At 36.4% G+C, this 17,964-nt stretch carries 13 protein-coding genes and 1 rRNA gene; 1 reads left to right on the forward strand and 13 read right to left on the reverse strand.

Annotated elements, in window-relative coordinates; genetic code table 11:
* Positions 1 to 34 precede the first annotated feature (34 nt).
* Positions 35 to 142, forward strand: a 5S ribosomal RNA gene (rrf, locus tag IW15_RS20980).
* Positions 143 to 721: 579 nt separating this feature from the next.
* Here the strand turns inward: rrf and IW15_RS20985 are convergent.
* The 13 genes from IW15_RS20985 to IW15_RS21045 form a co-directional block, all read right to left on the reverse strand.
* Positions 722 to 1,246 carry a hypothetical protein gene (locus IW15_RS20985; RefSeq protein ID WP_185097437.1) on the reverse strand — a complete coding sequence of 175 codons (525 nt, stop codon included), beginning with the start codon at positions 1,244 to 1,246 and terminating at the stop codon, positions 722 to 724.
* Between the two features lie 11 nt (positions 1,247 to 1,257).
* The gene (locus tag IW15_RS20990) at positions 1,258 to 1,794 is read right to left on the reverse strand and encodes a hypothetical protein (protein ID WP_034715403.1); all 537 of its coding nucleotides are present in this window, start codon (positions 1,792 to 1,794) and stop codon (positions 1,258 to 1,260) included.
* Entirely contained in the window at positions 1,791 to 4,547 is a 2,757-nt protein-coding gene (locus IW15_RS20995; RefSeq protein ID WP_034715405.1) for a COG1470 family protein, read from the reverse strand. The genes IW15_RS20990 and IW15_RS20995 overlap by 4 nt, the downstream gene beginning before the upstream one ends.
* Complete coding sequence (locus tag IW15_RS21000) at positions 4,540 to 5,340, reverse strand: WxL protein host-binding domain-containing protein (protein ID WP_034715407.1); 801 nt, start codon at positions 5,338 to 5,340, stop codon at positions 4,540 to 4,542. The genes IW15_RS20995 and IW15_RS21000 overlap by 8 nt, the downstream gene beginning before the upstream one ends.
* A 96-nt stretch (positions 5,341 to 5,436) precedes the next feature.
* Entirely contained in the window at positions 5,437 to 6,015 is a 579-nt protein-coding gene (locus IW15_RS21005; RefSeq protein ID WP_034715409.1) for a hypothetical protein, read from the reverse strand.
* A 227-nt stretch (positions 6,016 to 6,242) separates the two neighbouring features.
* Positions 6,243 to 8,588, reverse strand: coding sequence for a phosphocholine-specific phospholipase C (locus IW15_RS21010; RefSeq protein WP_034715410.1), 2,346 nt, complete (start codon positions 8,586 to 8,588; stop codon positions 6,243 to 6,245).
* Positions 8,589 to 8,668: 80 nt separating this feature from the next.
* Positions 8,669 to 10,144 carry a SusD/RagB family nutrient-binding outer membrane lipoprotein gene (locus IW15_RS21015; RefSeq protein WP_034715411.1) on the reverse strand — a complete coding sequence of 492 codons (1,476 nt, stop codon included), beginning with the start codon at positions 10,142 to 10,144 and terminating at the stop codon, positions 8,669 to 8,671.
* 19 nt (positions 10,145 to 10,163) lie between these two features.
* A complete protein-coding gene (locus IW15_RS21020; RefSeq protein WP_034715413.1) occupies positions 10,164 to 13,304 on the reverse strand; it encodes a SusC/RagA family TonB-linked outer membrane protein in 3,141 nt (1,046 codons plus the stop codon).
* Between the two features lie 178 nt (positions 13,305 to 13,482).
* Positions 13,483 to 14,961: a BamA/TamA family outer membrane protein gene (locus tag IW15_RS21025; protein WP_228384414.1), complete on the reverse strand. Its 1,479-nt coding sequence runs from the start codon at positions 14,959 to 14,961 to the stop codon at positions 13,483 to 13,485.
* A gap of 142 nt (positions 14,962 to 15,103) precedes the next feature.
* Positions 15,104 to 15,970: a WG repeat-containing protein gene (locus IW15_RS21030; RefSeq protein WP_034715418.1), complete on the reverse strand. Its 867-nt coding sequence runs from the start codon at positions 15,968 to 15,970 to the stop codon at positions 15,104 to 15,106.
* A 23-nt stretch (positions 15,971 to 15,993) separates the two neighbouring features.
* The gene (locus IW15_RS21035) at positions 15,994 to 16,788 is read right to left on the reverse strand and encodes an SDR family oxidoreductase (RefSeq protein ID WP_034715420.1); all 795 of its coding nucleotides are present in this window, start codon (positions 16,786 to 16,788) and stop codon (positions 15,994 to 15,996) included.
* Entirely contained in the window at positions 16,788 to 17,453 is a 666-nt protein-coding gene (locus tag IW15_RS21040; protein WP_034715421.1) for a hypothetical protein, read from the reverse strand. The genes IW15_RS21035 and IW15_RS21040 overlap by 1 nt, the downstream gene beginning before the upstream one ends.
* A 15-nt stretch (positions 17,454 to 17,468) precedes the next feature.
* Positions 17,469 to 17,954, reverse strand: a complete 486-nt coding sequence (locus tag IW15_RS21045; RefSeq protein ID WP_034715423.1) for a hypothetical protein — start codon at positions 17,952 to 17,954, stop codon at positions 17,469 to 17,471.
* Positions 17,955 to 17,964 lie beyond the last annotated feature (10 nt).

Here is a 17,964-nt window from a genome sequence, read left to right on the forward strand (position 1 = left end):
CTACATAGATACATGCTGCATCATATACCTTATTTAGGGTGGTTTTAGCGGCAGGGCTCACCTGTTCCCATTCCGAACACAGAAGTTAAGCCTGCCAGCGCCGATGGTACTGCGAAAGCGGGAGAGTAGGACGCCGCCAGTTTTTATTAAAAGTCTCATACATTTAGTTGCATGAGACTTTTTTTTGTGTAATACTTCAAATGTATTAATGTACCAATGTAAGAATGTAACAGTGTAGATACAATTAATTGCATCAATCATCTCTTTCTACCCGCGTAAGAAATATTCAATAGGAGCGAACATATCCATAAATCTTCTTCCCATATTGATTGTACCACACCAAATTATTTAGATTAAGCAATATTATACTGTTATCCATTAATATACATCAATCTCCTCCCGCATTCTATTTCAGGTAATAACTTTATCATTATATCACTAACATCACTCTTGCTGGTGCAAACGATAATCGCACACAATAAATCACAATAACAGCAGTTCATAAACCCTATATTCTATCCCGCGTAGGAAATATTCGATAGGGGCGGACTTTAGCTCGGTCACCTCAATGAATCAATAAATTAATTAATTAATCATAACTAATCAACCAATAAAAATATCCACCGGCTTTAACCGAAATATGCAGATCCTATTCAAAAATTAAAATCAATTATAGAACAGATCTCAAAATATTATTATTCCTGTCGATATTGAAATAAGATTAAATACCACTTATTGTAAAAACTACATTACTGTTATAGTTTGTTGCCGGGATTGTGACAGATACCCCTGATAATTCCAACTGTATTGGGATATTATTATAAGCTCCAAGCGCGAGAACTGCACTGATTCGGAATAGTTCAATATCCGTTTGTGTAAGTGTTACATAGGTGGTACCTCCGGTTATGCTGCATAATACACAGACTGTAGTTCCATTTCCTGTTCTTCTGGCAGATAAAATCAGAGCACTGTTCCATGTAGGATTAGGTTGATAATGTACAGAAACTTTGGCATTTCCCAGAACTAATGGAACACTTGCAGCTAATAAGACTTGATTGGCAGCACTTTGATAAGTTCCTGTGTAATTAGTACCTGCTTCAGTAATAGCAGTGATAGGGACAGTCCAGGCTGTACCAGTAACTGTTAAGGTTTGTGCTTTCACATAATAGCTGCATAGAAGAAGTAATAAAATTGATAGATATTTTGTGAGAAAACAGTTTTCGGAAAAATAGCAGTTAGACTTCATAATATTTTAATTTACTCTGTGATGGTATAAGTAATAACAACCGGAGTGCTGGTGCGGGCTGATAGGTTGGCATATGTATTTGTAATAAGACTAATAGTAAGTTGATGGCCGTTATTGATTCCATTTCCTGTGAATGCTCCGCCAATTCCACTGATAATTGTAGCTGCGGTAGCAGTAAGAGTGACCAGCCCTGAAGACGTTCCTAAAGTGCCGCCACCCGATCCGGAAGCAGCAGCGGCCTGTACTCTTATACTGACACCGGGAATGACCGGGTTGATGGAAGCGGTAATTCTTCGGGTAAGCCCTGCGGGAGCAATAGCAGACGAATAATTAATCCATTTGGTCGTATTGACAGCGGGATTTACTATTACTAGTCCTGCTTCTGTAGGAGCAACAAAATTGAGTGTTATATTTCCGGTGGGTTCTATATCCATTAATGTTACAACAGGTAATGTTACAGCAACTGAACTACTTCCGGTAGTTTGTGAAAATAAGGTGCCCGATAGTAGCAGGAAAAATATAGATAGTATGACATTTAGATTTTTCATTTTTTCTTTTTTATTTCATTATATCCTACTTTTATGGACTCTTGCTGATATTTAACTTCCGTTTGCTGTTTCACGACATTAATGGTAAGATCTTTTGTTTCCGAAGGATTTAATATAAAGCTAAAGGTATCTACTGAGATCTTATACCGCTTATCCAGTCCGTTTCGGTATAATTTTACATTCCAGTTTCCCGGGCGCAGATAGGTGAAATCAAATTTTTCTCCTATAAAACCTACTTTTCTATAGATTTGTTCTCCGTTCGATGCTTCAATAATGATACTTTCCCTTTTCTTTTTCTCTTTTTTAAATTGATATTGAGCAAAGCTCAGCTGATTATTCTCAACAGGTTCATGAAATTGAATAAATCCCTGGATTTTTGAGGCCGTCGTTAATCCAAAATTGAAAATGTTCTCTTTATTGTTTAAAGGTATCTGTACAGGTAGTGATATATCAGCAATATCATTAATTTCGGTTGTTGAGCGGTCTATTTCCAGCAGATAATCTCCGGGGCTTACATTTTTAAATATATAATCACCATTTTTATCTGTGATGGAAAGATGACTTCCCATCATTAGTCTTATCCCTTCTATTTTTTTCGCACCCATATTGCGGATGTTTCCTGATAAAGTAGTGTATTCTGCAATTTTCTGCACCGGTACATTTAGGCGCAATGTGTAGCGTAATGAAAATATAAAATCTTTATTTCCCAATTCTCCTCTCTGTAAAGCATAACGTCCGGAAATATCAACCTCATGTCCCTGAATAATCTGTTGATGAAAAAGAATCTCGAATAGGTTCCGGTCATTATAGTATTCTTCCGGAAGATAATTATTCTGGTAAAAAATACTTAAATAGTTTTTATCAGTAAATCTGCTTAGAATGCGCGCTCCATAGTAAATTTGCTTCTCATTTTGCATTTGATACCTTGATGTTATCGCATAACTTCCATATAAATTAAAAGAGGTTTTAAATTTTTCAAAAGCCAGATTAGCAGTATAGAAACTTGAATTTCCGGTAAATCCAGACAGATAATTATCCGTTTTACCCCATTGGCTCTGTAGGTTTAGTTGAAATAGCCCTATTTGCTGGTCGATGGTGAGTCTGAAAAATCTTTCATAATAATTAAATTGTCTAGGTTCCAGACGGTCTTGATATTTTTGATATCCGTTGTAAAGCATCACCGATCCTTTTTTCGCATACCTGTAATTGATGCCGTATTGAAGATATTGTCTGTAGGGTGCCGCTAAATATAAAGTATCTCTTTGGAAATTTCTGGCATCCTGTACATAATTGGCAAATAAATTGAGGCGCTTTGAGAATTTATATTGAAGATTTCCATTAAATGTACTTGTATTGGTAAAGTAGCCTGCGAATTGAGGGCTTGATCTCATATACATTATATTCCCATTGAATTTTTCAAAGCTTCCCAAAAACTGCATCATATAAGCGCTGCCTTCTGTTCGGTCTGTCTTGCTGTAAGCTATTTCACCGGAGACATCAAGATTTTTATTCAGTTTAAATTTTCCTGTTGCGTATGGAAGATGAGCATTAGAGTCCAATTTTAGACCATTAAGACTAAAGCCAGGATCTTCAGTTCGTGGGATTTTATATAAATAACCTGCTGTAATTTCAGATTCTTTATTCAGCTTAAAGGTCGAATAGATATTGAATTCATCTTTAATATCCCGGAAAAATCTGGGATGATTATAAAAACTGCCTATGCTAAATTTTTTAAAGTTATAACGAAACTCTGCACCTCTTCCGTACCGGGCAAATTCTGTGAGATAAGACGAAGTATATGTTTTATCGCCGAGATGAGCAAAAAGGTTTTCCCTTCTGTAATTGATAAAATACTCTTCATATTGAGTGAAAGAGTTAAACTCTACGGGATTTTTAGTTACGGCATGAAATTCAAGTTGCCCTTTATTGTCTTTGTCGAGACTTCCTTTACCATAAATTTCTCCCTGGAAGCCATCATGATACATTCCTCTGTTTTGCATTCCGATAAAAGATAAAGAGGCTGAAACCGGTAGCCGGTGATAAATATCCTCTTCAATGGGTTTGGTAGAAATAATCTGGGTGCTGGAATAAACCATTTGATTTTCTTTAGGATGATCAGCAGAGGAAACGGATAAATTGAGATTCTGATATTCATTTTTTCCTAAATCGGCATTCGTATTTTTGCTAACGGTCACTATTTTTGTTTCTCCTGGTAATAGAAGTAAAGAAGGTCCGTTATCTACAATTGCATTTTTACTTTCCAGTAAAAGATTCTCAGTTACATTTCCACTGTTTTTTATCAGGAAAGAAGATTTGATAGTTTCTCCTGCTTTTACAAATTCCGGAGCATTGATTGCCATTACGGAGAGCTTCCTGTTTCCGGCAACTAATATTGGTAAAGACTGAAGAAGTGGATTTCCATTATTTTTTTCTGTCCCGTGTAAGGTAACTGTATAATTACCCTGAGGGCATTCTGCTGCAATACGTAAAGGAACAATATAGAGCGAATTCTGGCCTGCCGGAATGGAATATTCACTTTTTGTGATGATTGGCTGGATATACTGCCCGGATGTTTCTATCCGAATGTCATAGATTTTGTTTTCAGAAGTTTTATTTTCTATCGTAAAGGAAATAGAAGTAGCCGTTCCAGGCAGTAGACTATCTTTTTTGCTGACAAATTCTTTAGGTTGTTGAGAAAAAATAAGTACCGGGAATAATAGAATGATACAATATAGAATCCAGTTTTTAATCATTTTTTACTTCTAGTTCCACATTGAGGGCGAATGCATTTTCGTCTTCATCGGTTGCTATAATCACAGCATTATATTGACCGGGAGGAATTGTATTGATGTCAATATGATATGATTTAGATGTTTTAGGTAATAACCCCATAGCCTGGCTGGAAAATGTTCCCACTTTTTGCCCTGTTTTACGATTATAGATTTCAATTACTGCCGTAGGCTTACAATAAATATTTCCTTTATTGGCTATGGCTATTTTTACAGTCTGTCTGCCCTCTTCTTTTTCAATTCTTACACTTTCAAACTTAAGATCAGGTTTTATTTTTTCAGCATCGTAATCTGTAATTACCTGGATGGCATAGCGGATAATAGAAGTTATATTAACTCCCTGTTTACTGTCACTTGGTTTTACATCTTCTACCGGCTCTACCATGATCACGCTCCAATAACTGCCTGCATTGATACCAGTATTGGGTATAATAATTTCATAATAGATTTCTGTTTTTTCCTTAGCTTTTAAAGTAATGAAATTCGTATTGAGCCTGATCCAATCTGTATTCGTTTTCTCGTTTGTATGAGGACTTGTATAACTAATAGTTCCATCCGACTGATACATGAAATCCTGTAAAAATATTTTTACATTCTGCGGTTTGTTATCTGTATTTTCTATCGCAATTTTACCCTTATAGACCTGTCCGTTTTCTACTTTATAATTATGGGTAAGCCCATTGAGAATGACAATGCTTGCCTGTAAAATAGTAAACGGGATTATTAAGGAAACAAAAAAGAGAATGCGCTTTATCATTTTGAATGTAAAGTTTAGGTTAATTGAGAGCAATAGAAAACTAAGAAGAAACTGATAAATCGATTTCTTCTTACTTATAAGGTGAAAAATTCAGAATTAGTTATCTGAAATCGTATACGTCACTGTTGCAACAGTAGTGGCGGATGCCTGTAGATCGGCATAAACTGCTACACCACCAGGACCACTTCCTGCAGCGAGTGCATACGTAAGGTTATGTCCGTTATTGGCGCCATTTCCTGTGTAAGCGCTTCCTATTCCGGAAACAATGGTCTGATCAACGGCACTTAATGTCAACTGTGCGGAAGGGGTACCCAATGTTCCACCCCCAGCACCTGTAGCTGCTGCTGCGGTTACATGGATATCAATACCGGGAATAACAGCATTTAATTTTACAGAGACATTACGGGTAGGATCAGCAACAGATTTAATGGAAGAATAGTTCAGCCAAAGTGTGGTATTGCTTGCATTCGGAATAATAGGAAGTCCTGCTTCTGTAGGAGCGGTAAAACCTAACGTAATATTTTTCGTAGCTGCTGGTTCAATGTCTACCAGTGCAACTTCCGGAATCGTGATTGCTATGGTATGATTGTCCGTATTGGTATCCTGTGCATTCATGCCAGCAGAGATGGCTAGGGCCATTAAAGATAATGATAGAGAAAATTTGAAATTTTTCATGGTGGTAATAGTTTTGTAAAGTGAAGTTAATAAAAATTCAATAATATGTGGTGTTTAAATATATTTTTTTTGGATTATAATTTAATTATTCTTACTATTTTAAAAAATATGTTTTTGGATAATCTATATTATGAAAAAAAACAGTACGTTTTTATGACTGAAATCAGAGTAATGAAAAGAAGCCTTAGACAAGTAGTGTAAGGCTTCTTTTTTTAGTTATCCTATATTTATGACCAGTGTGGATCAGAAATAGATGTCTTTCCTGTTTCTATTCTTCCCGAAAATTGCCAGATATTTTCTCCTGAATTGAGTTTTAGATCATACCAGCCTTTATTTTTAGTAAGAGGAAAAACGATCTTTTCTTCAGTCTTATGTAAAGAAATTTTCTTCCGGATGTTTTCATACAAATCTTCTAACATTACGGTGACGGTTTCCTTTGTGCTTTTTCTGAAAATCAATTCAACTTCGTTTTTTGAAATATTATTATTCAGCGAAATTTCTAGTTGAATGTGTTTTTCTCCCTTAAAATGCCTGTAGAAACCATTGGGACCAAACACTTCATAATCATATACATCTGTATCAATATGATGAGATAAGGTCTGTTTTGAATATAAGGCATACGAAAAATTCAAGTGGTGCCCATTAAATTGGGTTCTGTCATAAATCAATAATGGGACACCATTTTCTTTTAAATTAACCATATTAATTTTTCCGTGCTCAAGATTCACCTGGTAATTGTATGGAAGCGGATTAGACGGTTTCGTTCCTCTTTCCTGAATTTCCAGCAAATGTGGGCTGAGTTCACTTTCAGAATACCATTTCAGATGGGGAACAGGTTTGTTTTTTGCTGCATTGATCGTTTTTGCATACTCCTTTTGATCCAAATAATCCATCTGAGGGATTTTTATGCTGGATGATTGGAATGCTGATGTAAGATCTCCACAAACAGCCCTTCTCCAGTCGCTTATGGTATCTATGGTTGCATCTTTATTGAATTTTTTCTTAATAAATTTCTCCAGAAACTGCAGAACCGAAGTATGGTCTGAAACTTCAGAGTTTACAAAACCTCCTTTGGTCCAGGGTGAGGCAATGATCATCGGAACCCGGTATCCCAGCCCTACCGTTCCTTCAATACGCTCACTATCCCTCAATTGTTGGGAAGACATATATTCCTGAGTTTTATTTACATATTCGGCACCTTCTTTCCCATTCATATCAACAGGCTGATTGGGATTTACCGGGGGTGCAAAAGGAAGGACATGATCAAAATAGCCGTCATTTTCATCATAATTGATAATAAAGATGGTTTTTTTCCATGTTTCAGGATCCTGAGTCAGTATATTTAAAACTTCTGAAATATACCATGCCCCATACCAGGGGGATCCCGGATGGTCGGAAAAATGTTCCGGGGCAACTAACCAAGAAATCAAAGGAAGCTTTTTCTCTTTTACATCTTTCCGGAACTGGAACAGGACATCACTTTTCGGAACAACCAACCTTTCTCCGCTGTCATCCTTTCCTATTTCCAGATTCCAGTAATCGGGGTCACCGGAATTTGTGGTAAATGCCTTTTCATGAAGATTTTTTTCTTTTTGGGAAAGTTTCGAATAATTATCGGGATGGTACTGTACCAGATCTTCCTGAAGTTCAGAGATGAGTGCTTCAAGCCTTTCCTTCTGACTTGGTTTTTTCTCAATTTCAAGCTTCAGGTATTGAATAACATTAGGAATGTTTTGGTAATAGCCTTTTGAAAATTTTACATTAAATGCTGAAAACCACTCGATCGGGTTATCGGTGAAATTACTCAGCCATGCTTCCTGTTCACCGGACATTCCTTTCGGAAGGCTTATTTCATTTTGATAAATTTTCCATGAGACATTCTGTTCTTCCAGAATTTCAGGAAAGCTTTTCCATCTTGCCTGTCTGGCTTTATCATAATCGATATTATCATTGTATACATTGGCCTTTACCTTACCGTTTTGCTGTTCCCGAATCGTTCCGGACCAAAGGAAAAGCCTGTTAGGAGTTGTTCCGGTAAGGGATGAACAAAAGTATTGGTCAAATATGGTGAATGCGTCTGCAAGCTGATAATAAAAAGGAAGGTCTTCACGGTTGTAATATCCCAGGGTAAGCGGAATATCTTTATACTCTTTGTTCCCGGAGGCTTTTGCCTGCAGCCACTGATCATATTTTCCTTTATTCAATGCTTTCTGCTGATCGCTCCAGGAATGAGGGAGCGAGCTCATCCAGGTAGATTTGGTATTTCTTAAATCTAAACGGGCGGGTGAAGCATATTGTCCTGCATCATTTTTTTGAAAAAAAGCAGAATGTCCATCCTGCTTTACAAAAGTTCTTTTATCCAGAAAACCTCTTACCCCTTTTAGGGCTCCGAAAGTATGGTCGAATGAACGGTTTTCCTGCATTAAAATAACAACATGTTCTGCATCATAGAAAGTAGATGCCGCTGCCGGCTCAATCATTAAAGCTTTTAAAATAGATGGATGGAGGACGCTGGAAGTTCCAAGACCAGCTAATAATAGGCTGGATTTTTCTAAAAATTCTCTTCTGTTCATGTTCAAAATAATAAGAAAGAAACCGCAAGATAACAGGAATTTTCTGCGATTTCTTTTTGATATTAAAAATAGTTAGATTTTTACTGCAGCCACCATGGTTTAGAATTGATATTATCATTTCCCCCGTACTGTGAGATAAGAGCTGTTTTTAGATTGACACTGTTATAGTTGTATTCAGCCTGTGGATATCTGAACCTGAAAGGTGCTGTCACTCCGGTTTGGAGCGGATAATTAGGATATCCCGTTCTCAGATAATCATAATAAGACGTCCACTGTGCCTGATGGAACATGGTCATATACTTTTGGGTCATAATCTTCTCTAATTGTATTTGTAACGGGGCTGCGTTATCATATACTACCAGCGGGGTTGTCAGATAAGTCGTCACATTAAATCCGTTGAAGTAAAGATTAGCGTTTTTAACATACGTCTGGTAAAAATTGAAGCTTGCTTTCACGGCATTATCATAATGGGTTTTTGCCGATCCGGAGATCCATCCTCTGGCTGTAGCTTCTGCCAGAATAAATTCCAGTTCGGAGTAACTCAATACCGATGATGGCTCATTCGTTGCGTCTTTGTAGAAGCGGTCATTTACTTTAGAGATATTTTTTGCTGCTACCAAGGCTGCATTATCGGAATAAGGAGAAGTTGGATTTCCTCCGTTATATCCTGTGAAATCGGTAATTGGTTTCCCTGCTTCTTTGGCGGCTGTGGTCTGTGCTGCGAAAGTGAACAATCGTGGATCCTGTCTTGCTTTAAATAAATTGATAAAATAATCTGCCATATACAAGCTCGATCCATAACCACTGTTGTTGAACATTGTATATCTGCTGTCTGCAGCATCAGCAAATTTAAGCTCTCCATTGTCTGCAATAGAAGCCATTAATGTCTGGCTTCCTGCAATCGATGCAAATTCTGTTGCAACATTATAATTTCCGACATTCGCTTTTTTTGAAAGATTGATTAAAATTTTCAAACGAAAAGAATTAATCAGTTTTTTCCATTTCGTCGCGTCGCCGTTATAAATGATATCACCTTCTATTTTATCAGAAGTATTGATAAGGTCATTGGCTTCCTTTAATTCTGTTAAAATTCCTGACATTACGCTTTCCTGACTGTCGTATTTCGGCTGGGTAATCCCAGATTCCCCTTTTACAGCATCAGAATACGGAATACTTCCAAACTTCATGCTTAAATCAAAAAAATAATACGCCCGGTAAAATTTGCCAATCGCCTGGTAATTTTTATTATTGATTTTTTGGGCTTCCTGAATCATTTTTACCGTATTCAAAAGACCAGAAGAGTAAGTGTCAAAAGAAGCATCATTCCACTTCATGTACTGGTATATATTTTCTCCATCCGTCCCGATCATCATTCTGGAGGCATACATATTATCACCGTTTACCTGAAAGGCAGACTTGGAAACATAAGTAAGAAGAAACTTAGGATCAATGCTGGCCTTGTCGTTAGGATTTTCATTGATCGTATCAAGATTGGTTTCGCAAGAGATAAGCGCAAACAATCCTGCAGCAAATAATGATTTTATACTGTTTTTCATTGTATTGAAATGCTTTTAATTAAAATTTAAGATTAAATCCAACGCCGAACCATCTGCTGGACGGGTCCTGAATGTCATTACCTGTTTTAATCTGGAAATCCGGATCAGAATACAGGTTTTTAGATTTCTTCCACATGGCAAGATTATATGCTGAAACGTTAGCGGTAAAACTTTTCACCATTCCTTTCGGATTAAGCAGGTATGAAAAATCATATTCAAGGACTACAGATCTTAATTTTACAAACGTCCTGTCGAATACATTGGCGAATAATTTACTTTCATCTTCAGTCACTCGGGCCTGGTATGGATAGTTTTGCGCCCAGTCCTGAAAGCTTATTGCTTTGGTATGCGGAGTATATGTTCCTGTTGCGGCATTGTAATTCACTCCATCTGGCACGAAATAGTAGGTTCCCGGATTGGCATACTCCTGATCTCTGTAGGCAACGGAATTAGGATGTTTTCCTCCCCACCACATTTTTTCTACAACCTGAGATCTCATGACACCGCCGATGCTTCCGTCGATTCCGATATTTAAACTTAATTTTTTGTATTTAAAGGTATTATTGAACCCAAAAGTCCAGTCCGGATTGAAATGTCCTAAATTGCTTGGGGTGGTAGCTCTTGTCGGCATACCGGTATTCGCATTCAGGATCACTTTTCCATCAGGAGATTTTTGCCAGGTATAATCATAATACGTATCCATTCTTTCGCCCAGTTTGATGTTATTATAATTCGGCATATCACCATAGATAGAAGTCAGCTTTTGTTCATACGTACTCCAGTTGATCAAAGATTTCCAGGTGAAATTATTGGTTTTTACCGGAACCAATCCTAATGAGATCTCCAGACCCTGGGTCGTATATTCATTGCCATTCACATATTGTGAGGTGAATCCCGAAGACTGCGCACTTGGGAACTGAAGAATATTATTATAATCTAAAGTCCTGAAATACGTTGCATCCAGTGTTACTCTATTTTTAAACAAACCCAGGCTTAGCCCTAATTCGTATGATTTGGTCTGCTCCGGCTTTAAGGAATTCTCATAATTCAAAGTGGTAGGATAATAGAAAGTAGGGTTTCCGTTATAGGTAACTCCGCTATTGTTCAGGTAGTAATTTCTAATTGAATAGGGCTGGAAGTCATAAGCTACTTTTGCCCATGAGGCCGATACTTTCAATAGATTGATGGCTTCAGGCATTTTGACCAGATTAGAAATAACCGTACTTAAGGAAGCTGACGGATAAAAATAAGATCTGTTGGCTTTCGGCAGGGTAGAAGACCAGTCATTACGGCCTGAAACATTGATAAAAAATGCATTGTATAAACCGATATCAATCGTAGAATAAACACTGTATATCAGTTTCTCTTTAAGATAGTCATAATATTTTACCGCTCCCACAGAATTATCCAGATTGTACAATTCGGGTATTTTCAAGCCGTCTGTAGAAGCATTATCAATATCATTTTTTAAGTAAAATGCAGAACCACCCGCGTTGACGGCAATATCAAAATTATCGGATATTTTTTTCTTATAAGTCGCTAAAATATCTGAGTTAAGATTCCATGTTTTGGTGTCATTCAAAATATAACCGCCACTTCGGGGTGCACTATAATTGAAATAAGAATAAGGGCTTAATATTTCCTGCTTATTGTGGTTTTCGACAAGAGAAACCTTTCCTTTTACAGAAAAATCTTCAGTAGCCTTATATTCTAAACCGGTTTGGGCATTAATAACATCCGTCCTGTTTTTATTTTTATAATATTCAGCTCCGAACCATGGATTATTGTACCATGCATAATTCCAGTTGGCTTGTGCCTTTCCTTCCTGACCCGGAATCCACATATGGTTTTTAAGTGCTCTTCCATCTACATCGCCGCCCATCCAGATCAGAATGGTGTACATGTGTCCACTCGGATTATAATCGTAGTTGGGAATATTGGGTGTAAAAGTCTGGTTAAAATTAAATTTAGTGTCAAAAATTAATTTTTCACCTAAATGGTTTTCAGATGAAAAGTTGAGCCCATAACGCTGCAGATAAGAATCCGGAACCCGGTCATCATAATTCATGAAATTTCCGGAAAGTCTGTAGGTATCTTTATTGTTTTTATAGCTGATGGCAAAACTGTTATTATTGATCACTGCAGGCTTTAAAAAAGTACTTAAGTTGTCGTGATATTGCCAGTCAATTGGAACCCTTTCATATCTTGATTTGTCATTATATTGAGATCCCGTTACAGCACCATACCAGGGAATAACCTGACCGGTCACTTTATCCCGGATAGGACTGTTCCATTGTGCTATTTTCAAGCCGGGAACAAACTTGGGCCCCCAGATCATATCACCGTCATTCACTCCACCATCGGCACCGTCCCAGAATTCATATTTTCCGTGGGACCCATTTCCATATTCAGTCTGTGTTTTCGGAAGATTGGTGAATCCGGCTGTTACCATTGTGTTTTGGGAAAATTCTACGGTGAAACCCTTCTTTCTTGCACTTTTTGTAGTGATCAAAACAGCTCCGTATCTTCCTCTTGAACCGTATAATGCAGAAGCCGTTGCGCCTTTCAATACGTTGATGTTTTCAATATTATTAGGATCCAGATTCTGGAATACTTCTTTTTCGACAATCACGCCGTCAATAACAAAAACAAGGTTCGAATTTCCTCTTAAAGTAAATTGGGGTGCCTGTTGCATTCCGGTAGGATTAGAAACATTTAACCCGGCAACCTGCCCGGAGAATAAATTTCCGATGCTCGGGGTAGTGATGGTTTCAAACTGCTTTGTACCTACTTCCTGAGTGGCATATCCAATTTTTTCTTTCTTTTTTGCAATTCCTAAAGCGGTAATCACAACGCCTTCGATCTGCTTTTCATTAGATTTTTTTAAGACAACAGAATATTGTCTTTTCGAAGAAACTTCGATGGTGTAGGCAGAAAAGTCCGGGGCATAGAACTCAAGAATATCCTTGGGATTAGCTGAAATTGTAAAATTACCGTTTTCATCGGTTGTAGCCGATTTTCCTGTGTTTTTGTCAGTAATATTCACGCCGGAAACAGTAGTGCCGGTTTCGGATTTTACATTTCCGGAAATGGTAATTTCTTGTGCTGTTAAATAGAGGGGGAGCAAAAAAATTGTAAAAGTAGCTAAAGTCTTCTTCATTTTTTTTGAAGGCAAATTTAGCGGTGTACTGTTACCTGAAGTTTAATTAGGTATTAATATAAAAATACGATTTTAATAGTTTTTAACATAAAGAGTTAATATAATAATAAAGCTGAAAAAGAGCTTATATCAGGGATTTTCACTTTATTTTAAATAGATATTTTTATCCGTATTGATATCAGAATCTGCTCAGGATTCCCCAATGGATTTTGATATCATTGAATTTAAAGGGATTTCCAAATTCATTACCATTCGAAAGCTGGAAGCTCATCAAACCGAGTGGAATAAAGAAATTGAAACCCAGCCCCACGCTATAGAGCTTGGGTTTTACATTGAGCGATTTATTATTCAGCTGTCCATATTGCCCGAAGAAATCAAAAAAGGCCTGATTCCCGATCAGATAACGGTACTCCAAACCTCCATAATAATAGAAGTCGCCGGCGAGAGAATTTTCATTGAATCCCCGCATGGAATTCCAGCCTCCGAAACGATACAATTCATTCGCGGAAAAATCAATTTTGGAGTCCATCATGGCTCCTTCCGCTTTAATATTGAGGAAATGGTTCCCCGAAATATGATAGTTATGTTCCCCAAAGAAATACAACTGATTTTGATTCGCTTTAATATTATCTTTTGTATACGTCGTAGTCAGGAAGTCATACCCAGCACTGATTTTGGTCTTATAAAGGAAAAGATCGATATCAGTGGGCTCTGTCATTTCAAACCAGAGTCCGATCCCTTTTTTGTTGTAATCCTTCCCCTGAACGTACAGCGTATCAATAATACTCGAGGTTTCAAACGTTCCTCTCAGACCTATTTTATTCCGGTTATTGAGATGGTAATAAAGGGCCGGAAGCATCTTTACATTGGCAAAAGTGGAATCCTGGCGGTAAATATTGACTTTCATATTCAGCCCTACGTTCGATTTAAACAGATACGGAATATCCGCCTGCAGATCGAAAGTCTGGCCTTTATCCGGATTTCGCTGCCAGTATAAATTGATGGCTTCAAAACCGTTGAACATATTCCTGAAATTAACGTTCAAGGTACCATTTAAGGTGAATTTTTCTGTTTTGTCATTTCCAAATCCGATCACCCCATCAAAAGTATTGGTCTTTTTCTTTTCCATAAAAAGATAGATCTGGGTGGAATCTTTGGTGAATAACGTTTGCGGCTGCCGTTCCAATGTGACGAAAGGATGAGTCTGAAATGTTTTATTGATCGCGATAAGGTTCTTATCATCGTACGTTTTTCCTTTGAATTCTTTTTCAAGATTTTTCATAAATCTTTTAGGAATTCTTTCGTAGCCTTTCACCACAAAACCATCAATGGTCCGTTTATCATTTTTATTGATATCAAGCTCTACAATGGGATAACCATTTTTCTGGCCTTTAAACTTAGACTTGATCCTGCTGAAAGAATAGCCTTCATCAATATATCTTTTGTTGATGCTTTTTTTTGTAGAATCTAAACTTTTAGTGAAAAAGCCTTTCTGAATTTTTAATTTCTGAACAATAGAATCGGAAAGTTCAACGTACGTTTCATTGTAATTTTTTCCTTTGTTGTAGAAAATCTCAGTCGTATCTCCCTTTTTCTTTACATCCTTAAGCTCTGTGAAGAAGTAATTACTCTGTGCCAGGGAATCTAAAAATTTCACAGCAGAAGTAGAATCTTTTACCTTTCTTGTGATTTTTGTTTCTGTGTCAATAAGGAAATAATGCTTCTTCTGCGCTTTAAAAAAAGGGCAGAAACAAAGTAATAATATGAAATATAAGCGAATCAAATAGAGGTATTAAAGGTTATTTGCTTTTATGTTCTGTTCCAGCCTCATCGATATAAAACTCTGCTCCATCACGCTCTACTATCATCATTCCGTTTGAAAAGGTATTTAAAACTTTATCATATGTTTTGTCGTTAATATATTTTTGATGCGTTACATTATATATCTTTATCTTTCTATTTTTGTCTGAAACCTTAACAAAGCTTCCACTCATAGACGCTACAGAAAAAGGAGAATAGCTTTCAATAAGAAATTTTCCATCTCGTAAGTAATATCTATCAGGCAGGGGTTTCAAGTTGGTTCCTACAAAATATAATTCATATTTTCCGGGAGTAGTCGTCTCATAAACATGTCCTTCTATAAAATCATTAACAAGTGGAACAATGATTTTTCCGGTATTGTCAATAATACCGCTTTTTTCATTATTTTTAACTAGAAATAGGAGTAATCCATTTTTAAACACTTCTATTTTTTGATATTTATTCCGAATATCTTGGGGAATTTGATTGATGACCTCAAGATTTTTATCTTCAATTTCTTTACGCCCTTTTCTATAATCATCATCAGAAAATTCATAAATAGAAGCTCCAATTGATGTTGATAGATCTTCTAATTTTGCACAGCTTATTTCAGTATTATCCTCTAAAATGCATTTAGACTTTTTTTCAAGCTTTACAGTTGCCGCCATTACCTTTTTGTATTTTTTTTGCAGAGGATCATAAACATTATACTCAGCAAAAGGGTTGGCAAAATCATACTGAGGAGCAATGATGAATTTTTGTTTATTATCTGCATAGCCCCATTTATCTCCTTTTTTTACTGGGAAAAGAGTTGCTTTTTGGGCTAAAACAAGACAAGATGCAAACAATAATAAATATTTTATCATGATATAATTGTATTAAACTTAAATCACTTCAAATTATTATATTTCTTCATTAAATTCTCATACGTTCCCTGAGGAAGAATCCATTTCAACGGAACTCCAATTTTCTGCCCGAATTTACCAAAATAATAATGGGCTTTCCATTTGTTCTTACCCAAAAGATTTTCAACATATTCAGCAACTTCCAGAGGTTCTGTTCCATCGCCTACATGAGAATTCATCAATGTATACACTTTATCAAAAATATTTTTATAGGGTTCAGAAACTTTGGTTTTTACCCTGTTTTCAGCAATATTGGTTTTAATATCTCCTAAATGCAGTGAGCATACATCGATATTCCACGGATACACTTCATATCTCATGGCTTCAGTCACTTTATCCAATGCAGATTTTGAAGCAGAATAAAATCCTCTGAAAGGAAGTCCCATTTCACTTCCGATACTGGAAACATTGATGATTTTTCCAAATTTATTTTCACGCATCTTCGGAAGTACAGCACTCATCATCTGAACTGCTCCCACCAGATTCAGGTTGAATAATTTTAAAATATCTTCCTTCGTAGAATCCTCCACAGAACCAACCATTCCCATTCCGGCATTGTTGATCAGGACATCAATTCTGGTTTCTGTTTTCAGTACTTCAGCAACAGCATTTTGAACCGCCGTGTTATCGGTAACGTCAGTTGGAATAGAGGTGAAATACTGACTTTCCGTATGTTTTCTGCTTAATCCGTATACTTTATGGCCCTTCTGTCCGAAATATTCGGCTAATACAAAACCGATTCCTGAAGATGTTCCTGTGATGATTATAGTTTTTGACATTAGTAATTAAAATATTTATCTGAATTAGGAATTTTGAACTGGTTTTTACCAGCTTTAAAATCATTCATTTTTATTAAAGGGTTAAATGTATGGATAAATTCTTTGTGCACATCTTTTGGAATCTTTCTCTCCTCATCTCCATCACAGTCAGAATATTTTTCATCAATGATTACCTTTCCTGTTGAAAAGTTGACTTCATTCAGAAAATTAAATTCACAGGTATCATCAAATGTATTGAGGGCACCAATGAGGTAGAAATCCCCATTTTGAAATCTGAAGGTATATTTGCTTGCAGCAGTATGCCTGGAATTTGTGAAGAGTGATTGCGAAATAACAAGACAGTTGTTTTTTATGTTCACTTTGAGCTCATTGCTTTCCGGATAAAAACCGATTTCACTTGCATCGAGCAGAGATGAATTTTCTTTCCAGATTTTAAGCTTTCCATTGATTTTTTTTAGAATATAAAATTTTCTTTGATACCCTTCATTCTCAATTTTTTCACCGATATTAAATACGATTACAGTTTCGTTGATTCCGTCTTTATCTAAATCTCCTTCTGTTTCCAGTACTTTTATATCGTTTTTAGGAACTGAAAAATCTTTCAATTCCTGAGCGTGAAGAATTGAGGTCAATGAAATGAATACAAAAGAAATCAGTTTTTTCATGTAAGCATTATTGAATTATTGCCCAAAATCTTCTTTCTTTACATCCGTGCCTTCCAGATCACACAGGCAGCCTTTGAAAGTTTTATAGATTCCTGTAATCTCGGTTTCTTTACCTTTACTGTCCGTTACCGTGATACCTGTAGAAAATGAATCATCTTCCGCAGAGTACGTTCTGAAGAGTAAATAAGTGTAGTTATTATTTTTAAATGACAGATAATTGAGGTCCATTCCTGCGTTCTGTTTTCCGCCGCCTCTATGGTAAGAACTGTATGTAAACTGCTTCCAGCTTTCCTTATTTCTATCTTTTGGAAATTCCATTTCAACAGTATTTTTGTTTCCAAATCGATACTGAATATATTGGTTCTGCTTATCTTTTACTAAAGACATTTTTTTTCCATTCTTAGTTTCAAATGAATAGATAACTTCTTCATTAGGCAACAGATATTGCGCCCACAATGAAACGGGAATAAGAAAAGATAAAAAGATTAAATACTTTTTCATTTAATTATTA

It is taken from the genome of Chryseobacterium soli (genome assembly GCF_000737705.1).
In the GTDB taxonomy this organism is placed as follows: domain Bacteria; phylum Bacteroidota; class Bacteroidia; order Flavobacteriales; family Weeksellaceae; genus Chryseobacterium; species Chryseobacterium soli.

What these genes read in the sequence shown, in the direction of transcription:
- IW15_RS21005 (WP_034715409.1), bottom strand. Translation starts at nt 6,015, where the DNA reads ATGAAAAATTTCAAATTTTCTCTATCATTATCTTTAATGGCCCTAGCC.
- IW15_RS21020 (WP_034715413.1), bottom strand. Translation starts at nt 13,304, where the DNA reads ATGAAGAAGACTTTAGCTACTTTTACAATTTTTTTGCTCCCCCTCTAT.
- IW15_RS21045 (WP_034715423.1), bottom strand. Translation starts at nt 17,954, where the DNA reads ATGAAAAAGTATTTAATCTTTTTATCTTTTCTTATTCCCGTTTCATTG.
- IW15_RS21000 (WP_034715407.1), bottom strand. Translation starts at nt 5,340, where the DNA reads ATGATAAAGCGCATTCTCTTTTTTGTTTCCTTAATAATCCCGTTTACT.
- IW15_RS21040 (WP_034715421.1), bottom strand. Translation starts at nt 17,453, where the DNA reads ATGAAAAAACTGATTTCTTTTGTATTCATTTCATTGACCTCAATTCTT.
- IW15_RS20995 (WP_034715405.1), bottom strand. Translation starts at nt 4,547, where the DNA reads ATGATTAAAAACTGGATTCTATATTGTATCATTCTATTATTCCCGGTA.
- IW15_RS21010 (WP_034715410.1), bottom strand. Translation starts at nt 8,588, where the DNA reads ATGAACAGAAGAGAATTTTTAGAAAAATCCAGCCTATTATTAGCTGGT.
- IW15_RS20985 (WP_185097437.1), bottom strand. Translation starts at nt 1,246, where the DNA reads ATGAAGTCTAACTGCTATTTTTCCGAAAACTGTTTTCTCACAAAATAT.
- IW15_RS21035 (WP_034715420.1), bottom strand. Translation starts at nt 16,788, where the DNA reads ATGTCAAAAACTATAATCATCACAGGAACATCTTCAGGAATCGGTTTT.
- IW15_RS21015 (WP_034715411.1), bottom strand. Translation starts at nt 10,144, where the DNA reads ATGAAAAACAGTATAAAATCATTATTTGCTGCAGGATTGTTTGCGCTT.
- IW15_RS21030 (WP_034715418.1), bottom strand. Translation starts at nt 15,970, where the DNA reads ATGATAAAATATTTATTATTGTTTGCATCTTGTCTTGTTTTAGCCCAA.
- IW15_RS20990 (WP_034715403.1), bottom strand. Translation starts at nt 1,794, where the DNA reads ATGAAAAATCTAAATGTCATACTATCTATATTTTTCCTGCTACTATCG.